Raw genomic sequence first — 22,938 nt, forward strand, 5'->3', positions numbered from 1 at the left:
CAGATTCGAAACCCACCTCTACCAGCCCCCGACACCCGCCAGACCACTGACATCTCCACACCGACCCACCACCGACAAACCAACCAACATCACCACTCGTTGAACGCCGACGAGCGCGCAGTACTCGAACACATCCTGTCGGCGGAGTTCGATGGCGCGTCGCAACTGCGGAATCAACTGGGCCGCACCGCGGTGACCGCTGTCTGGGGGCCCGACTCCGTGAGCGTCGATCTGCAGGTCCGAGAACCGTGCGAGCATGCGGCACTGCCGAACGAGCTCGTTCCCGTGGACGCGCATGTCCACGACCTTTCCGGCGCCTACGTCGGCGAGATCCTCGTATGGACAGACCGGGGAGCCACGCTCGCGGCCCTGGAGTTCGCCTGGGTCACCGACGAGATGCCCACGTCTCTCCCGACCGTCATGAACGGCCGGCTCAGCTGGCCGTCCTGACGGCTCCCCCCGCCCTCAGTCCTATGCCCCGCAGGGGACGAGATCGCCACGTGAGACACCGTCTTAGTGCTTGGGTCAGCTCTTATTGGTTCGGGACGGCCAGCTGGCCTCAGTAGATTTAGCAGTGTTTCCGTCGTAGGAGGGGAAATTGCCGACAGGATTTCAGGTACTGAGGCCCCATCAGGTCGAGGCGGTCGACGGGATCCTGAGGGCTCTTCAGACGCCTTCGGACGGGCGCCTGCCGACCGAGGGGCTGCGGTGCCAGTGCATCGCCGCCACCGGCTCCGGCAAGACCCTCATCGCCGCCGCCACAGCCCGGAAGCTCGGCGCACGACGGGTGCTCGTGCTGGTGCCCACGTTGAGCCTGCTCGTGCAGACCGCGACCGCCTGGCGGCGCGACGGAGGCCGCACGGGCGCGATGATCGGGGCGTGCTCGCTGCCCGCCTCGGACTCAGAAGGGGTTCCCTGCACCACCGACGTGGGTGAACTCCTGTCCTGGGTACGGGACTTGGACGCCGTGACGGTGTTCGGCACCTACGCGTCCGTCGGAGTCCTCCAGCGGACACACGCGGCCGGCCTGGCAGCCTGGGACCTGATCGTGGTCGACGAGGCGCACCGGACCAGTGGGGACGGGTTGAAGCCGTGGGCGGCGGTGCACGACCAGCAGAAGATTCCCGCCGCACGGCGGCTGTACATGACGGCCACCCCGCGCGTGTGGGAAGCGGCCGAGGGGCGTGCAGTGCCGCGGCTGGTCGCGAGTATGAGTGAGGACTCCCCCGTCTTCGGGCCGGTCGCCTACAAGCTCACCCTGTCCGACGCGATCGGCCGGGGACTGGTCGCCCCCTACCAGGTCGTGTGCGTCGATATCCGCGATCCGGAGTACGGGAGGCGGGCGCAGCTCGGATCGGGGACGGAGCGGGTGCGTGGGGCGCGGCTGGCGGCGTTGCAGGCCGGGGTCCTAACGGCGGCCGCGCGGGAGAACGTACGCAAGCTGCTGACCTTTCACTCCCGGGTCGTGGAGGCCGAGGCCATGGCCGAAGGCATCGCGGATGCTGCAGCACAGCTGTGGGAGGCGGATCCGCGGACGTATCCGGACCCGAAGCGGGTGTGGGCTTCCTGGCTGCACGGAGACCATGCGCCCGCGCACCGGCAGGCCGTGCTCGCCGAGTTCGACTCCGATGTCATCGAGCGCCAGGCCCACGCCGGCGGTGAGGGCGCCGAGCCCGAGTTGCTGCCCGCGGCGCTGCGTGTCCTGGCGTCGGTCAAGGTGCTCGGCGAAGGCGTCGACACCGTCGCGGACTCCATCGCGTTCGGCGATGTGCGTGGCTCGATGGTCGACATCGTGCAAATGGTCGGCCGGGCACTTCGCATGAAGCCCGGGCAGGGGAAAATTGCTTCCCTCATCGTTCCGGTATTTCTCGCCGAGGACGAGAATCCCGACGACATGCTCACCTCACCGGCCTACGGAGCCCTCGCCAAGATCCTCGAAGCGCTCCGCGCGCACGACTCGGACACCATCGAGGCACTCGCCGACTCCCGCCCGCGCAGCGGGAGTCGGAGTGATGAGAGTGGCGATTCCGTCGAGTCCGGCGAGGGCCAGAGCGAATTCAGAGGTGACGTCGACGATCTGGAGGAGGCTGGTGAGCCTGCGGATCCGGTGAGCGTAGGGGCACGGGAGCTGCTGAAGTTCTCCAGCCCGCGTGATCCGGCCCAGCTGGCCCGGTTCGTCAGGCTCAGGGTGCTGGAGCCGGAGGGTGAGTACTGGCGGCGCGGGATCGAGGCCGCCGCCCGGTACAGGAGAGAGACAGGCGCGCAGCAGCTGCGGGTGGCGTACGACTACATCACCCCCGAGGCGTGGTCGCCGGGCGGGTTCCCGCTCGGGGTGTGGCTGAAGACGCAGCGCACGGCCTATAAAGCGGGGCGCCTGGAGCGGGAGCGGGCCGCCGAGCTGGATGCGCTCGGAATGGTGTGGTCCCACCAGGACCTCGCCTTCGAGGAAGGTCTCGCAGCGGCGCGGGAGTGGGCGAGCGTGCACGGGCATTTCCTGCCGCCGGTGGGCGCGGTGTGGAACGGCTACCCCGTCGGGAACTGGGCCAAGGCCCAGCGGGCAGCAGCAAAGCTCGCTGACGAGCTCGAGGCCCGCCGCGCAGCGGGCGAGTCGGTTGGTTCGGAGGCCGGCGCTCTGCCGGAGTCGCGGCGGGAGGCGCTGGAGGAGATCGATCCCGGATGGTGCCCGGTATGGGACATCGGCTGGCAGCGCAACTTCCGCCTCGTACGCATCCACGTAGCCGGCGGCGGCACCGTACCGACCGAGACCGGCGACATCATCGTCCAGGGCGAGGACCTCGGTCGGTGGGTGCAGGCGCAGCGCCTTGGGTGGGGCCAGTTGCAGACCGCGCAGGCGTGGCTGCTGGAAAACGTCCTCGGGCTGGAACCCGCGGGTGAGGACGAGCAGCCGGTACGGCGGACACAGGATGACAAGTGGCAGCTCAACCTCGCCGCGGCTCGGCAGTTCCACGCGCGTGAAGGGCACCTGAACGTGCCCCGCAAACACATCGAGGCGGTACCCGTATCCGATGCCGGGCCCGCCGCTTCCGGGCGTCAGATCACACCCGAGGACACCGTCCTCGTCGACCTCGGCATGTGGATCACCAACACACGCCGCCGCGCCGACAAACTCACCGACGAACGACGGGACGACCTCAACACACTCAACATGCGCTGGTGAACGCCATCCCAACTGCCTTGTACGGGCTCCCGGAGCGTCTGCGTGCGCACCTCATGAAGTCGCCCGAGATCGCTTGGTGCCCGGGCTGGTGATCCTGCTTCACTCGTTGCTCGACCGATCCGAGCGATCTCTGTGAGCAGGGAGGGTGCGATGGACACCAGAGAACTGATCACCCAGTACTACGTGCGTACCAACCGCGCGGACTGGGCGGCGTTCGTCGATCTGTTCGCCGTCGACTTCGTGATGGACGAGCAGATGGTCGGCCACCTGGAGGGACGGGAGGCGCTGCGCGACGTGATGAGTCACTTCCCCGAGTGGTACGCCTCGTTCCAGAACGTGCCCCGGCGCATTGTGGTCGACGGCGACGAGGGCGTCGCGCTGACGCACCTGTCGGCTGTCAAGCCGACCGGCGCGAGCATCGACGCCGAGGTCTCCTACTACTTCCGTACCTCAGGCGGACAGATCACGTACATGTCCAGCATTCACGACACCATGCCGTGGCGGGACGCCGGTCATGTGCAGACGGGGACCCTGGTGCAGGAGACGTCTTGAGGTCTTGAGGTCTTGAGGTCTTGAGGTACACCGTGCTCGGCAGCTTCCTGGGCACCAAGGGTGTCCGGGGCCGCATTGATGTCCCGGACGGCAGTCGGCTCGTCTGACGAGCCATCTGACGGAGCCCTGCGGCACCCCGCGCGCGCGGCCGATTCGCAGCGCCCGTCGGTGAACGCGGTGCTCTTCGCCACCGCGAACCTCTTCGTCGCGAATTCGCCGGCCCGGCCTCCACTGGATCGGGCGCCTCATCACCGGGTCGCTGTGCTGCGTGTCTGTCTCTATCAGGGAGGGGTCGGTCAGCGTGTCCCAAGGCGGTTCGGAACGCCCGGGTGCGGCGTGTTCGGCGCGGAGCACGCGTGGCGAACGGGCCGGTGCCCGGGCGCGGGCGGAGTGGGGACTGCGGGGTGCGGCGGCGATCGCCAACGCCGACTGGTACGCCACCGCACCCTTGCTCGCCGTGCTCGTGCCGGTCCTGCGCACCGACGTGGCGACCCTCACCCTGTCCATCGGCGGGCATCTGCTGGGGCATGGGATCGCCCTGCCGGTGTGGGGGCGGCTGGTCGACCGGTTCGGGGCCCGGCGGGCGCTGCGTGCCGGGCTGGTCGTCGCGGCGCTCGCGCTGGCCGGTTCGGCCCTGTGCGCCACCGTCGGGGTATGGATCGCGTTGCGTACGCTCACCGGTGCCGCGTTCGCGGTGGTGACGCCGGTCACCGCCGTGCATTACGGGACGGCCGCCACCGGTGTCGCTCGGCAGCAGGCCTTCGCGACGCTGGTCACCGTCAGCTCCGCCAGCGCCATTCTGGCGCCGCTGCTCATCGGCACCCTGGACGGTCCCACGGTCTGGCGGCTGGTGTTCGCGGCGCTTGCCCTGCTGACCGCCGGGAGCGTGTGGGCCACCTGGGCTCTGCCTGAGCCCGCTCTCGCCGAAAGGCCGGTACGCGGTGCGGGGGCCGGTGCGGTACGGCACCGCCGCTGGTGCGCGGTCGCCGCCGTGGGCGCGCTCGAGGGTGCGACTCTGCTGGCGCTGCCCGCGCTGCTCGCTCCGGCGCTGACCGGCGCCGGGGTGGGCGGTGGCCAGTCGGCGGTCGTCGTGGCGTACGGGATCGGCGTGTTCGTCAGCTCCCTGTGGCTGCGTCACCATGTGCGGCTGTGGGCGGCACGGAGCCTCTTGGGTCTGGGCGGGGTGTGCGTGGTCGGCGCCTCCCTGGTGGGTGGGCAGCGGGTGTCGCTGACGACGCTGATCCCTGCCGCCGTGCTCCTCGGGGTCGCCTGGAGTTATCTGCACACCACCCTCCAGGCGTGGTTGCCGCGCCTGTTGCCGGAAGAGGCACGTGGCACGGCCGCATCCGTCTTCGCGACGTCGGGGATGCTCTCCGGTGCCTTGAGCGTGGCCCTGGCCGCGCCGCTTCTGACCCGCGGGATGTCCACGGAGGTGTTCACTGCGGGAGCCGTGGCCGGGGTCCTTCTGACCGTGGGGGTGCTGCCGCTGCCGCGCCGCTGCCAGGACCGATGCCCCGAGCGGTCTCCGCTCCCGCGGCCGGCTTCCGGTTCCTGGGCTGCGGCGACGGCCTGGCGTGGTGCGAAGGCTCCGCCACGTCGTGGAGCAGACCTTCGCCCTGCTCCACCAGTTGAAACGGCTCGCCGTCCGCTGGGAACGGCGGACCGAACTCCGCAACGCCTGGCTGAGACACCGTCCAAGTTTGCGGATGCCAAGTGACTCCCGTCGCACCAGGCCGGCCTGTACGAGGCAGGCGGGTGAAGGGAATTTCCGGATCTCGACCTCAGGAAGTGTTCATGACCGTGAAGCCGAATTCGCCACGCGTCGATCTGCTGACCAAGGAGTTTCCCCCCGAGGTGTACGGGGGTGCGGGCGTTCATGTCGCGGAGTTGTCCCGTCACTTGCGCTCGCTGGCCGATCTGCGCGTGCACTGCTTCGGTGAGCCGAGGGCCGAGGAGGGGGTTCTGGCGCACCGCGAGCCGTGTCTCGCGGGTGATGCCAACCCGGCGCTGCGTACCCTCGGCGCCAATGTGGCGATGGCGGCGGCTTGTGCGGGGGCGGACCTGGTGCACAGCCACACCTGGTACGCGAACGCGGCAGGCCGGCTCGCGCAGACTCTGTACGGCATCCCGCACGTGGTGACGACGCACAGCCTGGAGCCGCTGCGGCCGTGGAAGGCGGAGCAGTTGGGCGGCGGGTATGCCCTGTCCTCGCAGATCGAACGCGACGCGCTGGAGCACGCCGACGCGCTCATAGCCGTTTCCCGCGGCATGCGTGACGACATCCTGCGGGTCTATCCGGACGTGGACCCTGCCCGTGTCCACGTCGTGCACAACGGCATCGACACCCGGGTGCACCGCCCCGACCACGGTACGGCCGCCCTGGCGCGGTACGGCATCGACCCCGGCCGCCCGATCGTCCTCTTCGTCGGCCGCGTCACGCGCCAGAAGGGCCTGTCCCAGCTGCTCCGGGCCGCGTTCGAACTGGATGCGGCGGCCCAGCTGGTGCTCTGCTGCGGGCAGCCCGACACCCCCGAGATCGCGGCCGAGACGGCGGCCCTGGTCGATGAGCTGAGCCGGGCGAGGAGCGGTGTCGTACGCATCGACGGCATGCTCGACCAGGTTTCGCTGCGCCAGCTGCTCACCCACGCCGCGGTGTTCGTCTGCCCCTCGCTGTACGAGCCCATGGGCATCGTCAACCTGGAGGCGATGGCCTGTGGCACGGCGGTCGTGGCCACGGCGACCGGGGGCATCCCCGAGGTGGTGGCCGACGGTGAGACGGGCCTGCTCGTGCCCGTCGAACAGGTGCAGGACGGGACGGGCACCCCGCTGGACGAGCGACGGTTCGCCACGGGCCTCGCGACCGCGGTCAACAGCCTGCTCGCCGACCCCGCCCGCGCCGAGGCCCTCGGCAAGGCGGGCCGGGTGCGCGCCGAGGAGCAGTTCAGCTGGGGACAGGCGGCACGGCGGGCGCTGGCCGTCTACGAACAGGTGCTCGACCGGTGAGCAGGAGTGGGCCGGTGAGTACGGGTGGGGCAGGCGAAAGACGGAGGGCGGGGCGCCGACCTCATGTTGTCCGTTCGAGTATTTTGCCGGGGCGCGGGCCGCGGCAGTTGACTGCGGAGTCATGTCTGACGTAGCAGCTGCCGCGGAAACAACTGGAGTTCCCGGGCAGGACCGTGCCGAGGCCGGCTCCGCACTTGACCAGGGGACCCGGGTCACGACGCTGGAGCTGTTCTTCGACCTGGCCTTCGTCTTCAACTTCACCCAGCTGGCCAGGCTGCTCGCCCAGGACATGACGCCGCGCGGACTGCTGCAGGTCGTGCTGATCTTCTGGCTGCTGTGGTGGATGTACGGCGGATACGCCTGGCTGACCAACCATCTCCCGCCTCACCGGAAGCGGCACCGGCTGCTTCTGCTGCTCGGCATGGCGTCCTTCCTCATCGTCGGCCTCGCCACACCGAACGCCTTCGACGGCGACGGTGTCGCGTTCGGCGTCGGCTATCTGCTCATCGTGCTGACACACGCCACACTGTTCGCCTTCGGCGGTCCCAAGGCCGCTCGGAACATGCTGCGCATCGCCCCCTTCCACACGGCGGGGGCGCTCATGGTCATTGTGGCCGGATTCCTCGACGGGCCCGTGGTGTACGCCTGTTGGGCACTCGCGGTGGTCCTGGAGATCGTGGCGCCGATCATCACCGGGGTGTCCGGGTTCGAGTTGAAACCGGGCCATTTCGTGGAGCGGCACGGCCTCCTGATGATCATTGCGCTCGGTGACTCGTTCCTGGCCCTCGGCATCGGGACCGACGGCGTCGCCGCGGGCCTCTCCGTGGTCACCACCGCCGTGCTGATCTTCATCATCCCGGCCTGCCTGTGGTGGGTGTACTTCGACGAGTCGGAGAAGGCGGGGCGCGCCGAGCGGGCCCTGGAACGGCAGGACCCGGTGCAGCGCTCGGGCACCGCTCTGCTGGCCTTCTTCTACGCCCACATACCGATGCTGCTCGGCCTGATTCTCATCGCGGCGGCCGTCAAGAAGACCATCGCGCACCCCTTCGTGTCGCTCGCGGCAGGGCCCTCGCTCGCACTGGCCGGCGGTGTCGGGCTCTACCTCGCCGGAATCGCCTGGTTCCACGGAATTCTCAAGATCGGGCCGCAGCGCTTTCACTTCGCGGCCGCGGTCCTCGCCGCCGTGGCCGTTCCGGTCGGGCACTTCGGCGCGGCGGTCGCCGAGGTCGCTGTGCTCGGCCTGCTGATCGTCAGCACGCTGTTCATCGAGCACCGGTGGACCCAGCAGATGACTGAAACTGCCGGCGAACTGCCAACCGGAGGAGATTCATGAGTTCCGCACAGGAGAGTTCCGTGCAGGACCGTCTTGACGTCACCGATCTGTGCACTCGGGTCGCCTGGCACACCGATCTGCGTGAATGGGATGCCCTCTACGAGGTGTTCGCCGACAAGGTGCTGCTCGACTACACGAGCCTCAACGGCGGCGAACCCTTCACGGCGACCCCGCGCGAGATCATCGAAGCCTGGTCGCAGCTGCTCGGCGGCCTCGCCTCCACGCAGCACCTGATCAGCAACTTCCTGGTCGACGTACAGGGCGACGAGGCGGTCTGCACCGCGATGTTCCAGGCCGTGCACCGACTGCCCAACGGCCTCGGCGGACCGCACTGGACGCTGGGCGGCCGCTACCGCTGGACGGCCCTGCGCACGCCTGCGGGGTGGCGTGTCTCGGCCATGGTGATGACCGCGCTCTGGTCCGACGGAAACCGCCACATCATGACGCCCGAGGGTCAGCGGACGTCCTGACGAAATTCCGTCGAATCCTCCCGGGGCGAAGCGGAATGGAGGACCTCAGGAAGTCCTTTACCACTTCTTGGCCACCCCTGGGAGGAACGCCCACGATGTCGTTGGCAATTTCACTGCCGGTGGATTCCCGAAATCTCAAGGAGAGCACATGAGCGGGCTCACAGAAGAGACGCGCACTGTCGCCGAGCGCTGGTTCACCGCGCTGTCGAGCGGCGATTTCGAAACCGCGCTCAACACCCTTGCCGACGACGTCGAGTGGATCAACTACGCACCGGTCCCGGGCTACAACGACGACATGAAGTGGATCGGCACGGTGCGGGGCCCCGACGCGGTGCTCGGCACCCTGCAGATCTTCTCCGGGGCCGTGGACGTGAAGTTCGAGAAGCTCATCAACCTCGTGGTCGAGGGTGACCAGGCGGCCGGTGTCATCCATGAGCTCTCGGTGGTCAAGGAGACGGGCCAGGAGTTCGAGATCGAGTTCGTCCAGTGGCTGACCGTCCGTGACGGGAAGATCGTGCGCTGGAAGTCGTACACCGACCCGTCGCAGATCATCCGCGCGCTGCGCGGCGACAACAAGGCCGCGGAGGCCGGCCGGTGAGCAGCGAACTGATCGCCGCCGTACGCGACAGGGACGCCGCAAACGTCCGGGGTCTGCTCAGCGCGGGCGCCGACCCCTCCACCCGCGAGGATGTCTCCGGGCTCACCGTCCTGATGATCGCCGCAGGCCAGGCGGACGCCGCCGGTGTCCGCGCGCTGATCGCGGCCGGTGCCGATGTGCTCACCGCGGACACCCGGGCCGGTGCCACCGCCCTGCACAAGGCCTGCCAGGGCGGCAGCCTCGACGTCGTGCGCGCTCTGGTCGAGGCCGGTGCGTTCGTGGACGCCGTCGCGCCGACCACCGGGCACACCGCCCTGATGGACGCCCTCTGGTACAAGTACCCGGACATCGCCGAGTACCTGCTCGGCCAGGGCGCCGGCCTGAAGGTCTTCACCCACTACGGCTTCTCGCTCGAGCAGCACTTCGAGTACGAGCTGAACGTCAACACCTTCGGCAAGGACCAGCTCCTCAAGGCCGAGCAGCACCTCAACCACCGCCGGAAGAGCGACGAAGAGGCCGTCGGGCGCCAGGAGTTGATGGCCGCCACCGCGGCGGGCGACACCGACAAGGTCCGCGCCCTCCTCGCGGCCGGCGCCCGGGTCGACGAGCGCTACCCGATCCTGAACGGCTTCAACGACGACCACACCCCGCTGCTCGTCGCCTCCCGCGACGGTCACCGCGAGATCGTCGGGCTGCTGCTCGCCGCGGGCGCCGACGTCAACGCGACGGAGCCCACCTTCGGCGCCGTACCGCTGCACAAGGCCGTCTACAACGGCCATGCCGGAATCACCGCCGATCTGGTCGAGCGTCCGGGCATCGACCTGAACTTCCAGGGCGCCACCAACGGCTACAGCCCGCTGCACGACGCCCTGTGGCACGGCTACGAGGACTGCGCGCGCACCCTCGTGCGGGCCGGCGCCCGGCTCGATCTGGTCGGCCACGACGGCAAGAAGCCGCTCGACCTCGCCATCGAGGTGTTCGGCGCGGAGCACGCGCTGACCGGGCTCATCCGCGACACCGCCGGCGATTGAAGGGGAGTTGCAGATGCTGTTCTACGTCCAGATGAAGTGGAAGCACGAGGGCCGCATCACCCTCGACGAGCTGTGGGAGCTCGAGCAGGACGAGGCTGAGCACGCGCAGGAGACCGTCGAGTCCGGTTTCTGCGTGGGCATCTGGAAGGTGGCCGCGCAGAAGCGCGTCATCGCCATCATCGACTCGCCGGACGCCGAGGAGCTGGACCGCACGGCGCTCGGCCGGCTGCCCATGCGCGAGTACCTGGAGTTCGAGCAGGTCTGGCCGCTGCGTGACTACCTCGGCTTCGCCGAGGACGTCAAGAAGCGCTACCAGGTCTGAGGCCGGGCGAGAGGACACCCCATGAGCCCAGGCAGCCGCCAGGAGCGGACGCGTACCGCCCTGGTCACCGGAGGCAACCGGGGCATCGGTCTGGAGATCTGCCGCCAGTTGAGCCGTGCGGGGCTCCAGGTCGTGCTGGCCGCGCGTGATCCCGCGCGCGGCCGGGCCGCCGCCCGCAAGCTGGGCACCGGCGGCGCCCCGGTCCGGGTCGAGGAGCTGGACATCACCGACTCCAAGAGCGTCCGGGACTGCGCGGGCCGGCTGGCCGACTCGGGCGTCGAGGTCGACGTACTGGTCAACAACGCCGGGATCTACCCGACCGACGCGTTCTTCTCGCTCGGCGAGGAGACCATGGGCCGCGCCCTCGACGTGAATCTGATGGGTGCCTTCCGTACCTGCCAGGCGTTCGTCCCGGCGATGGCCGAGCGTGGTTACGGCCGGGTGGTGAACCTGTCGTCAGGGCTCGGCGGCATGACGGACAACGTCCCCTCCCCCGCGGCGTACGGCATCTCCAAGGCCGCCCTGAACGCCCTGACCCTGGTCGTCTCCGCGGCCGCGCCGGCCTCCGTGAAGGTGAACGCGGTCTGTCCCGGCTGGGTGCGCACCGACATGGGCGGCTCATGGGCGCCGAGCAGCGTCCAGCAGGGCGCGGACACGGCCGTGTGGCTGGCCCGGCTGCCCGCCAACGGTCCCACCGGCGGGTTCTTCCGTCATCGCAAGCCCATCGACTGGTGACCCGCATTTCCATGAACTGTGCCTGATTTCGAGACGACGAGGAGAGCCCCCGTGCGACACCGCGTGCTGATGCCGGCGGCCCTGACCGCCGCGCTGCTGACCGGCCTCACCGGCTGTTCCGACGACACGGACAAGGACGGCGGCACGAACGCCCCCGCCGCCTCGTCCGCGCGCGCCGCCGCGAAGGTCGATCCCGCGGCCCGGCGCTATGTGGACGCGGTGGCCGAACGCGACCTGGACTCCCTCGTCGACGCCTTCCACGAGGACGGGGTCGCGATCGACGTCGGCCGTGAGTTCCGCGGCCGGGACGCCATCCGCGACTGGGCCGAGGCCGAAGTGATCGGCGGCAAGCTGCAGATCCTCAAGACCACCCCCAAGCAGGGCGGCACCACGCTGCTCGTCCGTGTCGATCCCGGCGGCTTCGAGGCCTCCTACGAGTTCGACGTCCGCGACGGGCGTATCGCACGGCTCGACCTGCGGTACGCCTGACCGCTCCCGTCCACCCACAGTTCCGAACAAAGGAGGGCGCTCACTCATGAGCACCGAAACCGCTCCCGGGGTCAGTGAGACCCGGAGCAAGTACGCGTTGGCCACCCTCGGCCTCGGCGCGTTCGCCATCGGCACCGCCGAACTGGTGATCGTCGGCGTGCTGAACCTGATCGCCGGTGATCTGGACGTCTCCGTCGGCACCGCGGGGCTCCTGGTCACCGCCTACGCCCTCGGTATCTCCTTCGGCGGCCCGATCCTGACCGCGGCCACCATCAAGCTGCCCCGGCGCACCCTGCTCTGGCTCGCCCTGGCGGTCTTCATCGCGGGCAACGTGCTCGCGGTCTTCGCCTCCGCCTTCGGGCTGCTGCTCGCGGCCCGAGTGATCACCGGCGCCATTCACGGCCTGTTCATCGGCGCGGCCTGCGCGGTGGCCGCGAGTCTGGTGACGGCCGAACGCCGCGGTCAGGCCGTGGCCATGGTCTTCGGCGGCATCGCCGTCTCCACCGTCATCGGTGTTCCGCTCGGCACGCTGATCGGTCAGTCCGTGGGCTGGCGCGCCGCCTTCGTCGGTGTCGTCGTCCTGGGCGCACTGGCTCTCGTCTCCACCCTGGTCCTGGTGCCGTCCGTCGGGGGCAGCGGCTCCGGCGGTCTGGGCGCGCAGGCCAAGCACGCCTTCGCCCCGCGGGTACTCGCCATGCTGGGCACCGGACTGCTGCTGCTGGGCGGGCAGTTCACCGCCTTCACCTTCCTCGCCCCGTTCCTGGAGGACGTCACCGGTATCGGCGGCGGAGCGGTCAGCGCCTTCCTCCTGATCTTCGGTGTGGCCAGCGCGGTCGGCACCTTCGCCGGCGGCAACTTCGCCGACAAGAACGCCAGCGCCACGCTGCTCGTCGGCAATGTCGTCCTCGTCGTCGCCCTCGGCGCCCTCTACCTCATCGGCTCGAACGCCGTGCTCGTCGGCCTGGCCCTGGCTGCCTGGGGTCTCGTCGGCTTCGGCATCGTGCCCTCGCTGCAGCTGAGGGTGATCTCCCTGGCCGGCCCCGGCGGTGACCTCGCCGCCACCCTGGGCGCCTCCGCGGTCAACGCCGGAATCGCCGCGGGTGCGGCGATCGGCGGCTGGGCCGTGGCGGCCAACGGTGTCGAGGAGGTGCCGCTCGCCGCACTGATCATCTGCGCCGTCGCTCTGCCGGCCACCTGGGCCACCCGCTGGCTGAAGGTGCCCGTCGACAACGACCGGGCCGGGAGCGCGGGGGCCGCGCCCGACAACGGCGAAGCCACGGCCGACGGCGCCCCGCTGGCCGCAGGCCGCTGAAGCGCGCCACGAGAACCCACCCCAATCCGTCAGGAGAGTGACCGTGACCGTGACCGACGACACCGGCCACAAGACCGTACGTGACGCAACGCTGGACGTACTTCGGCAGCTTGGTCTGACGACCATCTTCAGCAACCCAAGTCACAGCGAGATGAAGCTCTTCGAGGCCTGGCCCGAGGACGAGTTCAGGTTCGTCATGGGGCTCCAGGAGGCCTCTGTCGTCGGTATGGCCGACGGCTACGCCCAGGCCACCGGCGAGCCCTCGCTGGTGATCATCAACGGCGGCCCCGGGCTCGCCAACGCGATGGGCAGCGTCTACACCGCCGCCTCCGCGAAGACCCCGATGGTCATCCTCGGCGGCCAGCAGGCCCGCAAGATGCTCCTCGGCGAGCCCTTCCTGATCGCCAAGGACTCCACCCAGCTGCCCAAGCCCTACATCAAGTGGGCTTCCGAGCCCGCCCGTCCGCAGGACGTGCCGGCGACCATCGCGCAGGCGTACCAGATCGCCAAGCAGGCGCCGCAGGGCCCGGTGTTCGTGTCCGTGCCCGAGGACGACTGGGTCCGGCCGGCCGACCCCAACCCGGTGCGTATCCCCGAGGTGCGCAGCGCGGTCGAGCCCGCCCGCTCGACGCTCACCGAGATCGCGGCGATCCTCGACGGCGCCGAGCGGCCCGGCCTGATCGCCGGCGGTCCGGTGGACGCCCAGGGTGCGCGCGGTGATCTGATCGCGCTGGCCGAGAAGCTCAACGCCCGGGTGTGGGGCGCGCCGGTGTGGAACCGCGGTGCGTTCCCGGAGGACCACCCGCTGTTCGCCGGTGTGCTGCCGCCCATCCCCGAGCTGATCAACGAGCGGCTCTCCGCCCAGCACGACGTGGTCGTGGTGCTCGGCGGTCCGGCGTTCACCCTGTTCACCGCCTGGGACCTGTTCTCGACCGCGCCCGCGGACCTGGACAAGAGCCCGCGGCCCACGCTGTCCGACTCGGTGCGCTTCCTGCATGTCACGGACGACCCGCAGGCGGCGGCGGCCACGCTGGCCAACACCAGCTATGTCGCCCCGCCCGGCGCCGTCGTCAAGGGTCTGGTGCCGCTGGTCACCGGGCGCGAGCGGGTCGATCTGGCCCCGGTGCGCGAGCCGGTGCCGGTGCCCGAGGCGTCGACGCCGCTGTCCCAGGCGTACCTCTTCCATCTGCTGTCCAAGGAACTCCCGGACAGCGCGGTGCTGTTCGAGGAGCTGCCGATCGCCCGTGCCGACTTCCACGAGCAGATCCCGCTGGGCGCCGACAACGGCTACTTCGCCACCGCGTCGGGCGCGCTCGGCTTCCCGTTCGCCGGTGCGGTCGGCTACGCCCTGGCCCGCCCGGACCGCCGTGTGGTCGTCGTGGTCGGTGAAGGCTCCGCGCAGTACACGCTGCACGCCCTGTGGACGGCGGCGCAGCACAACCTGCCGGTCACCTTCGTGATCCCGGACAACGCGGGCTACCTCTCCCTGAAGTACTACCTGCAGGATCAGAAGTCCTGGCAGAAGGGCTACGACCTCAGTGGTGTCGACATGGCCCAGCTGGCCCGCGGCTTCGGCGTGCGCGGCGAGCGCATCGACACCCCCGAGGGACTGCAGGCGGCGCTGAAGGACGCGCTGAACGCCGACGGTCCCGTCCTGCTCGACGTCATGGTCGCCGACCCCGGCCTGTTCCGCCTCTGACCCCGTGGGGCCCCGGCCGGCGGGCCGGGGCCCCACGGATCACGTACCGCGAACTCACCTGTCCGAGTCGTGACTCAGGAGACATGATGACCACCACAGCGGAGCCGGGAGCGGCGCGGAACGCCGCCCACCCGGAGGGCAATGTCGTCCACTACCCGGCGGGCGAGGGCCCGACGTACTGGTTCGGCGACGCCATCTACACCTTCAAGGCGACCAAGGAGAACACCGGCGGTTCGCTGACCTTCGCCGAGGCGACCGTTCCGCCGGGCGGCGGTCCGCCGCCGCACATCCACCCCCACGCGGACGAGGCCTTCTACATCCTCAGCGGCGAGATCGAGTTCCTCAACGGTGAGAAGACCTTTGTCGCGGGCGCGGGCAGCTTCGTCTTCGTGCCGCGGGGGACCCGGCACCGCTTCCGCAACATCGGCATGCAGACGTCCCATCTGCTGTTCATGTTCACCCCGGCCTACCTGGAGAAGTTCTTCATGGAGATCGGCGAGGAGGCACGCGCGGGCGAGGCCCCGCTGCCGCTGACCGACGAGCAGAAGCGCCAGATCGTGGAGTTCGCGCCGCGCCACGATCTGCAGCTGGCCCTGTGATCCGTGCGGGGGGCGCCCCCGGGGGGGGGCCCCCCCCCGGGGGGGGGGGGCGGGGGGGCCCCCCGGCCGGGGGGGGGGGGGTGGGGCTGTGGTCGTGCGTGGTGGGGGGGGGGGGGGGGGGGCGCGGGGGGGGGGGGGGGGGGGGGGGGGCCGCGCCCCCGCCCCCCCCCCCCCCCCCCCCCCCCCCCCCCCACCTGGGGTAGGACGCGGTGGTGCATCCGCAGCATGCGGGGATCGGATCGAATGGGAGACAGGACAGTGGCAGAACAGGCGACGATGCAGGCCGTGGTGATCGACGGATTCGGGGCGGCCGGGGCGCTGCGCACGGAGTCCGTCCGTGTGCCCGTACCGGGTGACGGCGAGATTCTCGTACGGGTCCATGCCGCGGGCATCAATGCGATCGACTGGGCGACCCGGGCCGGCGAGGGTGTGGGCGTGTCCGCCTTCCCCGCGATCCTCGGCTGGGACGTTTCCGGGACGGTGGCCGCCACCGGTCCCGGCACACAGCGCTTCCGCGTCGGTGACGAGGTCTTCGGCATGCCGCGCTTTCCCGCGCCGGCCGGAGGCTACGCCGAGTACGTCGTCGCCCCGGAGGCCGAGCTCTCCCGCAAACCGAGCGAGATCACCCATGTCGACGCGGCCGCCGTCCCCATGCCCGCGCTGACCGCCTGGCAGTCGCTCTTCGAGCACGGCGATCTGCGGAGCGGACAGCGGGTCCTGGTGTCAGGGGCCGCCGGCGGGGTCGGCCATCTCGCGGTGCAGCTGGCCGTGGCGGCCGGCGCCGAGGTGATCGGCACCGCCTCGCCCGACAACTTCGCATTCGTACGCGGCCTCGGTGCGAGCGACGTCGTCGACTACCGAGGGACGCTCCCCGAGTCGGTCAAGGACGTCGACGTGGCGATCGACCCGAGGGGCGGCGGTGACTTCCACCGGCTGCTCGATGTGCTGCGCCCCGGCGGCATCGTCGTGACGCTGAAGGGTGAGGCGGACGGGCAGCGCCGCTCCGCCGAGGAGCGCGGCAGGCGGGCCGGGTACACCTACGTCCACCCGGATTCGGCGGCCCTGGAGCGGATCGCCCCGCTGCTCGCCGACGGCCGGGTGCGCCCCGTCGTGCAGCAGGTGTTCCGCCTCGACCAGGTCGCGCGGGCGCATGCGCTCGGCGAACAGGGTCATGTGCAGGGACGGCTCGTGCTGGACCTGGCCTGACGTCGACCAGGACCCTGCGCACCTCAACATGACGTACCGAAAGAGGAGTTCAAGCATGATCCTGGTGACTGGCGCGACCGGACACGTGGGCGGCGAGGTGGCCCGCCATGTGCTCGGCGCGGGGCGACAGGTGCGCGCACTGGTGCGGGACGCCGCGAAGGCGGACCTGCCGGAAGGCGTGAGCACGACGGTCGGCGACCTCAATGACCCCGCTTCGCTGCGGCCCGCACTCGACGGCGTCGAGGCCGTCTTCCTGCTGCCCGGGTACGCCGACATGCCGGGTCTGCTCACCGAGTTCAAGCGGGCCGGAGTCGGCCATGTGGTGCAGCTCTCCAGCATCGCGGCGCCGGACGGCGACCTGGACAACGCCATCTCCCGGATGATGATCGAGTCCGAGGAGGCGGTACGCGAGTCCGGTGTGGCCTGGACGATCCTGCGGCCCAGCGGCTTCATGTCCAACACCTTCCAGTGGCTGCCCCAGCTCAAGGTCTCCGATGTGGTGCGGGCGCCTTTCCCGAAGGTGCCGATCGCGATGATCGATCCGTACGACATCGGGGCCGTGGCCGCCGAGGTCCTCGGTGACAGCGCCCACTTCGGCCTTTCGCATGCGATCAGTGGACCCGAGGCGCTGCTGCCCGAGGACCGGGTGCGGGTGCTCGGCGAAGTGCTCGGACGGGACCTTCGCCTTCAGGGGCAGAGCGACGCCGAGGCCCGCGAGGACATGGTGGCGAGCGGCACGCCCCCGCAGTACATCGACGCCTTCTTCCGCTACTACGCGGAGGGCGTCGGCACGCTCGACGACTCCAAGGTCAGCCCCACCGTCCGGCAACTGCTCGGCCGGCCGCCGCGCACCTTCGCGCAGTGGGCCGCGGTGCACGCCGACGCGTTCGTCTGACCGCAGCCCGGAAGTACCACCACTTCACAGAGCAGCACTTCCATCAGGAGGAACAGCATGAGCGTCATAGAGACCGTCCGGTTCCAGCTGAGCCCCACCGTCGATGCGGCCGACTTCGTGAACCGCGACCGGAAGGTCGAGGCCGAGTACATGGAGAAGCGCCCGGGCTTCCTCTCCCGTGAGGTGTCCCGCAGCGAGGACGGCGAGTACCTGGTGATCGTGCACTGGGCGACCCCGGAGGATGCCGACGCCACCATGCAGGGCTTCTTCGGCGCACCGGAGACGCAGGACTTCCTCGCTGCCGTCGACAAGACGACCGTGCAGTCGGGCCGCTATACGCAGCTCGAGCGCTAGGGGCCTGGGACACGGATCCAGGGCTTCCGCCGCCGTGAGGGTGTCCGGGCTGCCCGGGCGCCCTCACGGCGTTTCCACCCCCTGCCGACATCAGAATCCGGAGGGCTGAGAGCCCCATGGCACCTTCAACTTCACTCCCCGGCGAGACGGCGGCGGCCGAGCGCGAGCTTCGTTCGGCCCTCCGCGGAACCGTGCTGGTGGCGACGGACCCGTCGTACGACGGGGCACGACGGATCTGGAACGGCGCGGTGGAGCACCGTCCCGCCGTCATCGTCCGCTGCGCGGACGGCCGGGATGTTCCCGCGGCCGTCCGTATCGCCCGCGAACACGGCCTGCCGCTCTCGGTGCGCGGCGGCGGCCACGACTGGTCGGGCCGGGCGCTGCGCGAGGGCGGCGTCGTCCTCGACCTGTCCGCGCTGCGCGGCGTCGCCCTGGACCCCGCGGCCGGCACAGCCGAGATCCAGGGCGGCGTCCGGGCCGGTGATCTCGTCGCCGCCGCCCACACCCACGGGTTCAAGCCGGCCGTCGGCACGGTCAAGGCCGTCGGCGTCGGCGGGCTCACGCTCGGCGGCGGCTACGGACTGCTCGGCGGCCACCACGGTCTCGCCTCGGACAATCTGCTCGGGGCGCGGGTCGTGCTCGCGGACGGCACGGAGGTCACCGCCGACGCGCAGGAGAACCCCGACCTGTACTGGGCCCTGCGCGGTGGCGGCGGCAACTTCGGTGTCGTCACCAGCCTGCGCTGCCGCGTACATCCGGGCACCACGGTTCTGTCCGGGCTGCTTCTCTTCCCCCTCGCCGAAGCGGCCGGAGTGCTGCGCGGCTACCGGGAGCTGGTGGCCGGGGCCCCCGACGAGCTGACGGTGATGGCCGGGTTCTTCACCGGCCCCGAGGGCTCTCCCGTGCTGTTCCTGCTCCCTATGTGGAGCGGCGATCCGGCGCAGGGCGAGGACGTGGTCGCGCGGCTCAGGAAGCTCGGTACTCCGGTGTTCGGAGAGGTGGGCCCGATGGCCTACCAGGACGTGCTCGGCATGTTCGACGGCAGCATCGTCGACGGCCGGCACAACGAGATGCGGACGCGCTGGACACCCGAACTCACCGAGGACAGCGCGGAGTTGCTGACGGAGGCCGCGGCCCGGATGACCTCCCCGTACTCGGGTCTGTATCTGCACCATTTCCACGGCGCCGCGGCCCGGGTGCCGGTGGCGGACACCGCCTTCGCGCTGCGCCAGGACCACCTGCTCGTGGAGATCGCCGCCTCCTGGACTCCGGCGGGTGCCCCGGCCGCGGACGGTGCGCACGGGCAGTGGGCACGCCGGGTCTCCGACGAACTCGCCGGGTTCGCCCTGCCGGGCGGCTACCCCAATCTGCTCGGCTCCGACGAACGGGAGCGCGCGCTCCTCGGGTTCGGGCCCAACGCCGGCCGGCTCCTCGAGGTCAAGCGCCGCTACGACCCGCACAACGTGTTCAGCGCCGTGCCCGCGCTGGTCCCGCCCGCCGGCTGAACCAGCCGCTCCCGCACCCGACGACCCTCGACTCCCCAAGGCGGTACTCACCATGGCTGCTCAGCCGGCTCTTTCCCTGGCGGGCGCGGTCGCCCGGACCGAGGCGGGCATCGCCGTCTCCCGCGACCTCGGCGCGAACATGAACATCGCGATCGTCGACGCCGCCGGGCATCTGCTCCACTTCGTGCGGATGGACGGCGCATGGCTCGGCTGCGTCGACTGGGCGCTGAAGAAGGCGAAGACCTCCGCGCTGTTCTGCATGCCGACCGGTGCGATCGGCGAAATGTCCCAGCCCGGTGGTCCCGTGTACGGCATCGAGCACACCAACGGCGGCCTGGTGACCTTCCCCGGCGGGCTGCCGCTCGTCGCCGAGGACGGCACCGTGATCGGCGCGGTGGGGGTCTCCGGCGGATCCACCGAGCAGGACCTGAAGGTGGCGGAGGCCATAGCAGCGGCGCCGGCCTCCGCGTGACCGTGCTCCATCCCCTCGGAGTCTCCTCCGGCGCCGGCCCCGTCCGGCTCGCGGTGGACGGGGCGGTCGCCGGGCTCGATCCCACCACCCGGTTCCTGCTCGGCCTCGCCTGTCTGCTGCTGCTCGCCCATGGCGCCGGCCGGCTGGCCCGCCGGGCCGGGCAGCCCGCGATCCTCGCCGAACTGGCGGTCGGGGTGCTGCTCGGCCCTTCGCTGTTCGGCGCGCTCGCACCGGACGCGCAGGAACTGCTCTTCGGTCCGGAAGTCCGCCCGGCGCTCGACGGCCTGGCCCAACTCGGCCTGGTGCTCTACGCGCTTCAGGTCGGCCGGATGCTGTCCGGGCCGGGCCGTGCGGGGAGCGACGGGCGCGAGGGGGGCACCGTCATCGCGGTGAGCGTGGCCTCCTTCGTCGTGCCGATGGCCGTCGGGGCAGCCCTCGCGTTCGCCCTCGACGACACGTTCGCGGGCCCCCGGGCCACCCCGGTGGCCTTCTCCTTGTTCCTCGGCTGCGCCCTCGGCATCACCGCGCTGCCGGTCCTCGCCCGGCTGCTCCAGGACGAGGGCCTGACGGACACCCCGGCGGGGCGGATCAGTCTCGCCGCGGCGGCGATCGGCGACGCGGCCGCCTGGTGCGTGCTGACCGCGGCCCTGGTCGGCGCCGGCACCGCCTCCCCGGCGAGGCTGCTCGTCGCGGCGCTCGGCGTGCTGACGGTCCTGCTCCTGCTCCGGCTGCGCGGCAGCCGCCCGGACGCCGCCGCGGCCGCTGCCCCCGCGCGCCCGAGGGACCTCGCCGTGCTCGTCGCCGGATGTGTGCTCGCCGCTGCCGTGTCGTCCGCCGCCGGGCTGCACCAGCTGCTCGGCGCCATGGTGTTCGGCTGTCTGTGGGGCAAGGGACGGCCGGTCCCGGACGGGGTCGACACGGTCGCGTCCAAGGTGCTGTTGCCCTGCTTCTTCCTCGGCTTCGGCCAGCGGCTGGACCTGGGCGCGGTGGCGTGGACGCCCGGTTTCCTCGGCCTGCTGGCGGGCCTGACCCTGCTCGCCGCGTTCACCAAGCTGGTGCCGTGCGCCGCGGTGGGAGCGGCCAAGGGCCTGCCCGCCGACCAGTGGATGCGCCTCGGCGTACTGATGAACTCACGGGGCCTCACCGAGATCGTGGTGCTCTCCGTGGGGTACGACGCCGGGCTCATCGACCGCACGCTCCTGGTGGCTCTCACCGTGGTGGCCCTGGTCACGACCGCGGCGGCCGGCCCCGGGCTGCGGCTGCTCGACCGGACGCTGCCGCGAACCGAGCCTCGGGAACCGCTCAGGCGGTGAGCCGAGCCGCTCCCGGCACCGGCGCTCCCAGGGGCCGGTGCCGGGGGCGGTGCCTCGGGCGGTGTCCTTCAGTGGCGGTCCGCTCCCGAGGAGGTCGCGGCCGCGGGCTTCGACCCGGCCGGACGGGGGTCGGCGGCGGGCTCGGACGCGGTGCCGGACGCCTTGGTGGACGCGGTGTCGGAGGCGGTGGTGGCGGTGGCGGTGGCGGAACGCTTGCGGCGCCGTCCGGTCAGCCGGCCCGCCACCGGTTCCGTGAAGCGGGCCGCGAGCGGGCCGATGATCACGAGGAGCAGGACATAGGCCGTGGCCAGCGGGCCGAGCGCGGGTTCCAGGCCGGACGCGACCGCCAGCCCCGCGATGACGATGGAGAATTCGCCCCGTGCCACCAGAGCACCGCCCGCCCGCCACCGCCCGCGCTCGCCGATCCCGGCGCGCTTGGCGGCCCAGTAGCCGGTGGCGATCTTCGTCAGGGCGGTGAACACCGCGAGGACGAGGGCCGGAACGAGCACCGGCACCATCGTGGTCGGGTCCGTGCTCAGGCCGAAGAACACGAAGAACACCGCGGCGAACAGATCGCGCAGCGGCATCAGCAGGTGATGGGTGTTCTCGGCGACTTCGCCGGAGAGCGCGATGCCCACCAGGAAGGCCCCGACGGCCGCGGAGACCTGGAGCTGCTGGGCCAGACCCGCCACGAGGAGGGTCAGCCCGAGCACCACGAGCAGCAGCTTCTCGGGGTCGTCGCTGGAGATGAAGCGGGAGATCACCCGGCCGTAGCGCACGGCCACGAGGAGGACCGTGCCCACGGCGACCAGGGCGATCGCCAGGGTGAGGCCGCCGGCCGCCCAGCCCGCCCCCGCCAGCAGCGCGGTGAGGATGGGCAGGTACAGCGCCATCGCGAGGTCTTCGAGGACCAGCACGCTGAGGATCACCGGAGTCTCACGGTTGCCGAGCCAGCCCAGATCCCCGAGCACCTTGGCGATCACCCCGGACGAGGACACCCAGGTCACCCCGGCCAGTACCACGGCGGCCACCGGCCCCCAGCCGAGCAACAGCGCGGCGGCCGCGCCGGGCAGCGCGTTCAGCACGAAGTCGACCGCTCCGGCGGGGGCGTGCGTCTTGAGGTGCCCGACGAGATCCCCGGCCGTGTACTCCAGGCCGAGCATCAGGAGCAGCAGGACGACGCCGATCTCGGCGCCGACCTCGATGAAGTCCTCGCTGCCGCCGAGCGGCACGATGCCGCCGGACCCGAAGACCAGTCCGGCGAGGAGATAGAGCGGGATCGGGGAGAACTTCATGCGCACGGCGAACCGGCCGAGCAGCCCGAGGGCCAGCACGACCGCGCCGAACTCGATCAGGAAGACAGCGGAATGCACGTGATCACTTCCGCTCGAGGATGTCGTGTGCGCCGTCCACGCCCTCCCGGGTCCCGATCACGATCACGGTGTCACGGCCCCGCAACCGGAATTCCGGGCCGGGCGAGGGGATCGCGTGGGACCGGCGCAGCACGGCGACGATGGAGGCTCCGGTCTCGGTGCGCATGTGCGTCTCGCCCAGCGTGCGGCCGTTCCAGTACGAGGTACCGGTGATGGTGACCCGCTCGGCGAGCAGCCCGAAGTCGCTGGTGTGCAGCAGGTTCGGGTTGTTGTGGTTGGGCAGCAGCGCGTCGGTCAGGGACAGCGCCTCCGCGGCGGTGAGCCGCAGCGACAGACCGGCCGAGTCGGGGTCTTCGTCGTGGTGGACGTTGAGGGTGCGGATGCCGTCGCGGTGCGCGATGACGGACAGGGTGTCCTGCGCGCGGGTGGTGAGCTCGTACTGGACACCGATCCCGGGCAACGGGGTGGTCCGCAGTCGCGGAGCGGGCACAACGGCCCC

General features: G+C 70.9%; 23 protein-coding genes. 21 read left to right on the forward strand and 2 right to left on the reverse strand.

Annotated elements, in window-relative coordinates; translation table 11 throughout:
• The 21 genes from ACIBTU_RS36000 to ACIBTU_RS36100 all read left to right on the forward strand — a co-directional run.
• The coding region (locus tag ACIBTU_RS36000; protein ID WP_399130920.1) for a hypothetical protein at window positions 1-450 on the forward strand (450 nt) is incomplete at its 5' end.
• Window positions 451-598: 148 nt separating this feature from the next.
• A complete protein-coding gene (locus ACIBTU_RS36005) occupies window positions 599-3,178 on the forward strand; it encodes a Helicase associated domain protein (RefSeq protein ID WP_399130921.1) in 2,580 nt (859 codons plus the stop codon).
• A gap of 150 nt (window positions 3,179-3,328) precedes the next feature.
• Window positions 3,329-3,730 carry a nuclear transport factor 2 family protein gene (locus ACIBTU_RS36010; RefSeq protein WP_399130922.1) on the forward strand — a complete coding sequence of 134 codons (402 nt, stop codon included), beginning with the start codon at window positions 3,329-3,331 and terminating at the stop codon, window positions 3,728-3,730.
• A gap of 301 nt (window positions 3,731-4,031) precedes the next feature.
• Window positions 4,032-5,447: an MFS transporter gene (locus tag ACIBTU_RS36015; protein WP_399130923.1), complete on the forward strand. Its 1,416-nt coding sequence runs from the start codon at window positions 4,032-4,034 to the stop codon at window positions 5,445-5,447.
• A 77-nt stretch (window positions 5,448-5,524) separates the two neighbouring features.
• The gene (glgA, locus tag ACIBTU_RS36020; RefSeq protein ID WP_399130924.1) at window positions 5,525-6,733 is read left to right on the forward strand and encodes a glycogen synthase; all 1,209 of its coding nucleotides are present in this window, start codon (window positions 5,525-5,527) and stop codon (window positions 6,731-6,733) included.
• A 121-nt stretch (window positions 6,734-6,854) separates the two neighbouring features.
• On the forward strand, window positions 6,855-8,066 hold the full coding sequence (locus tag ACIBTU_RS36025) for a low temperature requirement protein A (RefSeq protein ID WP_399130925.1): 1,212 nt from the start codon (window positions 6,855-6,857) through the stop codon (window positions 8,064-8,066).
• Window positions 8,063-8,536 carry a nuclear transport factor 2 family protein gene (locus ACIBTU_RS36030; RefSeq protein WP_399130926.1) on the forward strand — a complete coding sequence of 158 codons (474 nt, stop codon included), beginning with the start codon at window positions 8,063-8,065 and terminating at the stop codon, window positions 8,534-8,536. Before ACIBTU_RS36025 ends, ACIBTU_RS36030 begins: the two co-directional genes overlap by 4 nt.
• A 148-nt stretch (window positions 8,537-8,684) precedes the next feature.
• Complete coding sequence (locus ACIBTU_RS36035) at window positions 8,685-9,134, forward strand: nuclear transport factor 2 family protein (protein WP_399130927.1); 450 nt, start codon at window positions 8,685-8,687, stop codon at window positions 9,132-9,134.
• The gene (locus tag ACIBTU_RS36040) at window positions 9,131-10,165 is read left to right on the forward strand and encodes an ankyrin repeat domain-containing protein (RefSeq protein ID WP_399130928.1); all 1,035 of its coding nucleotides are present in this window, start codon (window positions 9,131-9,133) and stop codon (window positions 10,163-10,165) included. The genes ACIBTU_RS36035 and ACIBTU_RS36040 overlap by 4 nt, the downstream gene beginning before the upstream one ends.
• A 13-nt stretch (window positions 10,166-10,178) precedes the next feature.
• Window positions 10,179-10,487 (forward strand): muconolactone Delta-isomerase, encoded by a 309-nt coding sequence (locus ACIBTU_RS36045; RefSeq protein ID WP_399130930.1) that lies wholly within the window; start codon window positions 10,179-10,181, stop codon window positions 10,485-10,487.
• 21 nt (window positions 10,488-10,508) lie between these two features.
• Window positions 10,509-11,222: an SDR family NAD(P)-dependent oxidoreductase gene (locus tag ACIBTU_RS36050; protein WP_399130931.1), complete on the forward strand. Its 714-nt coding sequence runs from the start codon at window positions 10,509-10,511 to the stop codon at window positions 11,220-11,222.
• Between the two features lie 51 nt (window positions 11,223-11,273).
• Window positions 11,274-11,711 (forward strand): nuclear transport factor 2 family protein, encoded by a 438-nt coding sequence (locus tag ACIBTU_RS36055; RefSeq protein WP_399130932.1) that lies wholly within the window; start codon window positions 11,274-11,276, stop codon window positions 11,709-11,711.
• Window positions 11,712-11,757: 46 nt separating this feature from the next.
• On the forward strand, window positions 11,758-13,023 hold the full coding sequence (locus ACIBTU_RS36060) for an MFS transporter (protein ID WP_399130933.1): 1,266 nt from the start codon (window positions 11,758-11,760) through the stop codon (window positions 13,021-13,023).
• A 43-nt stretch (window positions 13,024-13,066) separates the two neighbouring features.
• Complete coding sequence (gene mdlC / locus ACIBTU_RS36065; protein WP_399130934.1) at window positions 13,067-14,722, forward strand: benzoylformate decarboxylase; 1,656 nt, start codon at window positions 13,067-13,069, stop codon at window positions 14,720-14,722.
• A gap of 86 nt (window positions 14,723-14,808) precedes the next feature.
• On the forward strand, window positions 14,809-15,321 hold the full coding sequence (locus tag ACIBTU_RS36070; protein ID WP_399130935.1) for a cupin domain-containing protein: 513 nt from the start codon (window positions 14,809-14,811) through the stop codon (window positions 15,319-15,321).
• Between the two features lie 258 nt (window positions 15,322-15,579).
• On the forward strand, window positions 15,580-16,527 hold the full coding sequence (locus ACIBTU_RS36075; RefSeq protein ID WP_399130936.1) for an NADP-dependent oxidoreductase: 948 nt from the start codon (window positions 15,580-15,582) through the stop codon (window positions 16,525-16,527).
• 55 nt (window positions 16,528-16,582) lie between these two features.
• Window positions 16,583-17,422 carry an NAD(P)H-binding protein gene (locus ACIBTU_RS36080; protein ID WP_399130937.1) on the forward strand — a complete coding sequence of 280 codons (840 nt, stop codon included), beginning with the start codon at window positions 16,583-16,585 and terminating at the stop codon, window positions 17,420-17,422.
• 57 nt (window positions 17,423-17,479) lie between these two features.
• Complete coding sequence (locus tag ACIBTU_RS36085) at window positions 17,480-17,776, forward strand: antibiotic biosynthesis monooxygenase family protein (protein ID WP_399130938.1); 297 nt, start codon at window positions 17,480-17,482, stop codon at window positions 17,774-17,776.
• Between the two features lie 116 nt (window positions 17,777-17,892).
• On the forward strand, window positions 17,893-19,281 hold the full coding sequence (locus ACIBTU_RS36090; protein WP_399130939.1) for an FAD-binding oxidoreductase: 1,389 nt from the start codon (window positions 17,893-17,895) through the stop codon (window positions 19,279-19,281).
• A gap of 52 nt (window positions 19,282-19,333) precedes the next feature.
• Window positions 19,334-19,753: a heme-binding protein gene (locus ACIBTU_RS36095; protein WP_399130940.1), complete on the forward strand. Its 420-nt coding sequence runs from the start codon at window positions 19,334-19,336 to the stop codon at window positions 19,751-19,753.
• Window positions 19,750-21,066 (forward strand): cation:proton antiporter, encoded by a 1,317-nt coding sequence (locus tag ACIBTU_RS36100; protein ID WP_399130941.1) that lies wholly within the window; start codon window positions 19,750-19,752, stop codon window positions 21,064-21,066. The genes ACIBTU_RS36095 and ACIBTU_RS36100 overlap by 4 nt, the downstream gene beginning before the upstream one ends.
• 68 nt (window positions 21,067-21,134) lie before the next feature.
• Here the strand turns inward: ACIBTU_RS36100 and ACIBTU_RS36105 are convergent, their stop codons facing one another.
• Together ACIBTU_RS36105 and ACIBTU_RS36110 are read right to left on the reverse strand one after the other, a co-directional pair.
• On the reverse strand, window positions 21,135-22,439 hold the full coding sequence (locus tag ACIBTU_RS36105) for a cation:proton antiporter (RefSeq protein ID WP_399130942.1): 1,305 nt from the start codon (window positions 22,437-22,439) through the stop codon (window positions 21,135-21,137).
• Window positions 22,440-22,443: 4 nt separating this feature from the next.
• Window positions 22,444-22,929 carry a cation:proton antiporter regulatory subunit gene (locus tag ACIBTU_RS36110; protein WP_399130943.1) on the reverse strand — a complete coding sequence of 162 codons (486 nt, stop codon included), beginning with the start codon at window positions 22,927-22,929 and terminating at the stop codon, window positions 22,444-22,446.
• Window positions 22,930-22,938 lie beyond the last annotated feature (9 nt).

It is taken from the genome of Streptomyces sp. NPDC050145 (genome assembly GCF_044460245.1).
Taxonomy (GTDB): Bacteria; Actinomycetota; Actinomycetes; order Streptomycetales; family Streptomycetaceae; genus Streptomyces.

What these genes read in the sequence shown, in the direction of transcription:
- ACIBTU_RS36045 (WP_399130930.1), top strand. Translation starts at nt 10,179, where the DNA reads ATGCTGTTCTACGTCCAGATGAAGTGGAAGCACGAGGGCCGCATCACC.
- ACIBTU_RS36080 (WP_399130937.1), top strand. Translation starts at nt 16,583, where the DNA reads ATGATCCTGGTGACTGGCGCGACCGGACACGTGGGCGGCGAGGTGGCC.
- ACIBTU_RS36085 (WP_399130938.1), top strand. Translation starts at nt 17,480, where the DNA reads ATGAGCGTCATAGAGACCGTCCGGTTCCAGCTGAGCCCCACCGTCGAT.
- glgA (WP_399130924.1), top strand. Translation starts at nt 5,525, where the DNA reads ATGACCGTGAAGCCGAATTCGCCACGCGTCGATCTGCTGACCAAGGAG.
- ACIBTU_RS36070 (WP_399130935.1), top strand. Translation starts at nt 14,809, where the DNA reads ATGACCACCACAGCGGAGCCGGGAGCGGCGCGGAACGCCGCCCACCCG.
- ACIBTU_RS36060 (WP_399130933.1), top strand. Translation starts at nt 11,758, where the DNA reads ATGAGCACCGAAACCGCTCCCGGGGTCAGTGAGACCCGGAGCAAGTAC.
- ACIBTU_RS36025 (WP_399130925.1), top strand. Translation starts at nt 6,855, where the DNA reads ATGTCTGACGTAGCAGCTGCCGCGGAAACAACTGGAGTTCCCGGGCAG.
- ACIBTU_RS36090 (WP_399130939.1), top strand. Translation starts at nt 17,893, where the DNA reads ATGGCACCTTCAACTTCACTCCCCGGCGAGACGGCGGCGGCCGAGCGC.
- ACIBTU_RS36035 (WP_399130927.1), top strand. Translation starts at nt 8,685, where the DNA reads ATGAGCGGGCTCACAGAAGAGACGCGCACTGTCGCCGAGCGCTGGTTC.
- ACIBTU_RS36095 (WP_399130940.1), top strand. Translation starts at nt 19,334, where the DNA reads ATGGCTGCTCAGCCGGCTCTTTCCCTGGCGGGCGCGGTCGCCCGGACC.
- ACIBTU_RS36050 (WP_399130931.1), top strand. Translation starts at nt 10,509, where the DNA reads ATGAGCCCAGGCAGCCGCCAGGAGCGGACGCGTACCGCCCTGGTCACC.
- ACIBTU_RS36010 (WP_399130922.1), top strand. Translation starts at nt 3,329, where the DNA reads ATGGACACCAGAGAACTGATCACCCAGTACTACGTGCGTACCAACCGC.
- ACIBTU_RS36030 (WP_399130926.1), top strand. Translation starts at nt 8,063, where the DNA reads ATGAGTTCCGCACAGGAGAGTTCCGTGCAGGACCGTCTTGACGTCACC.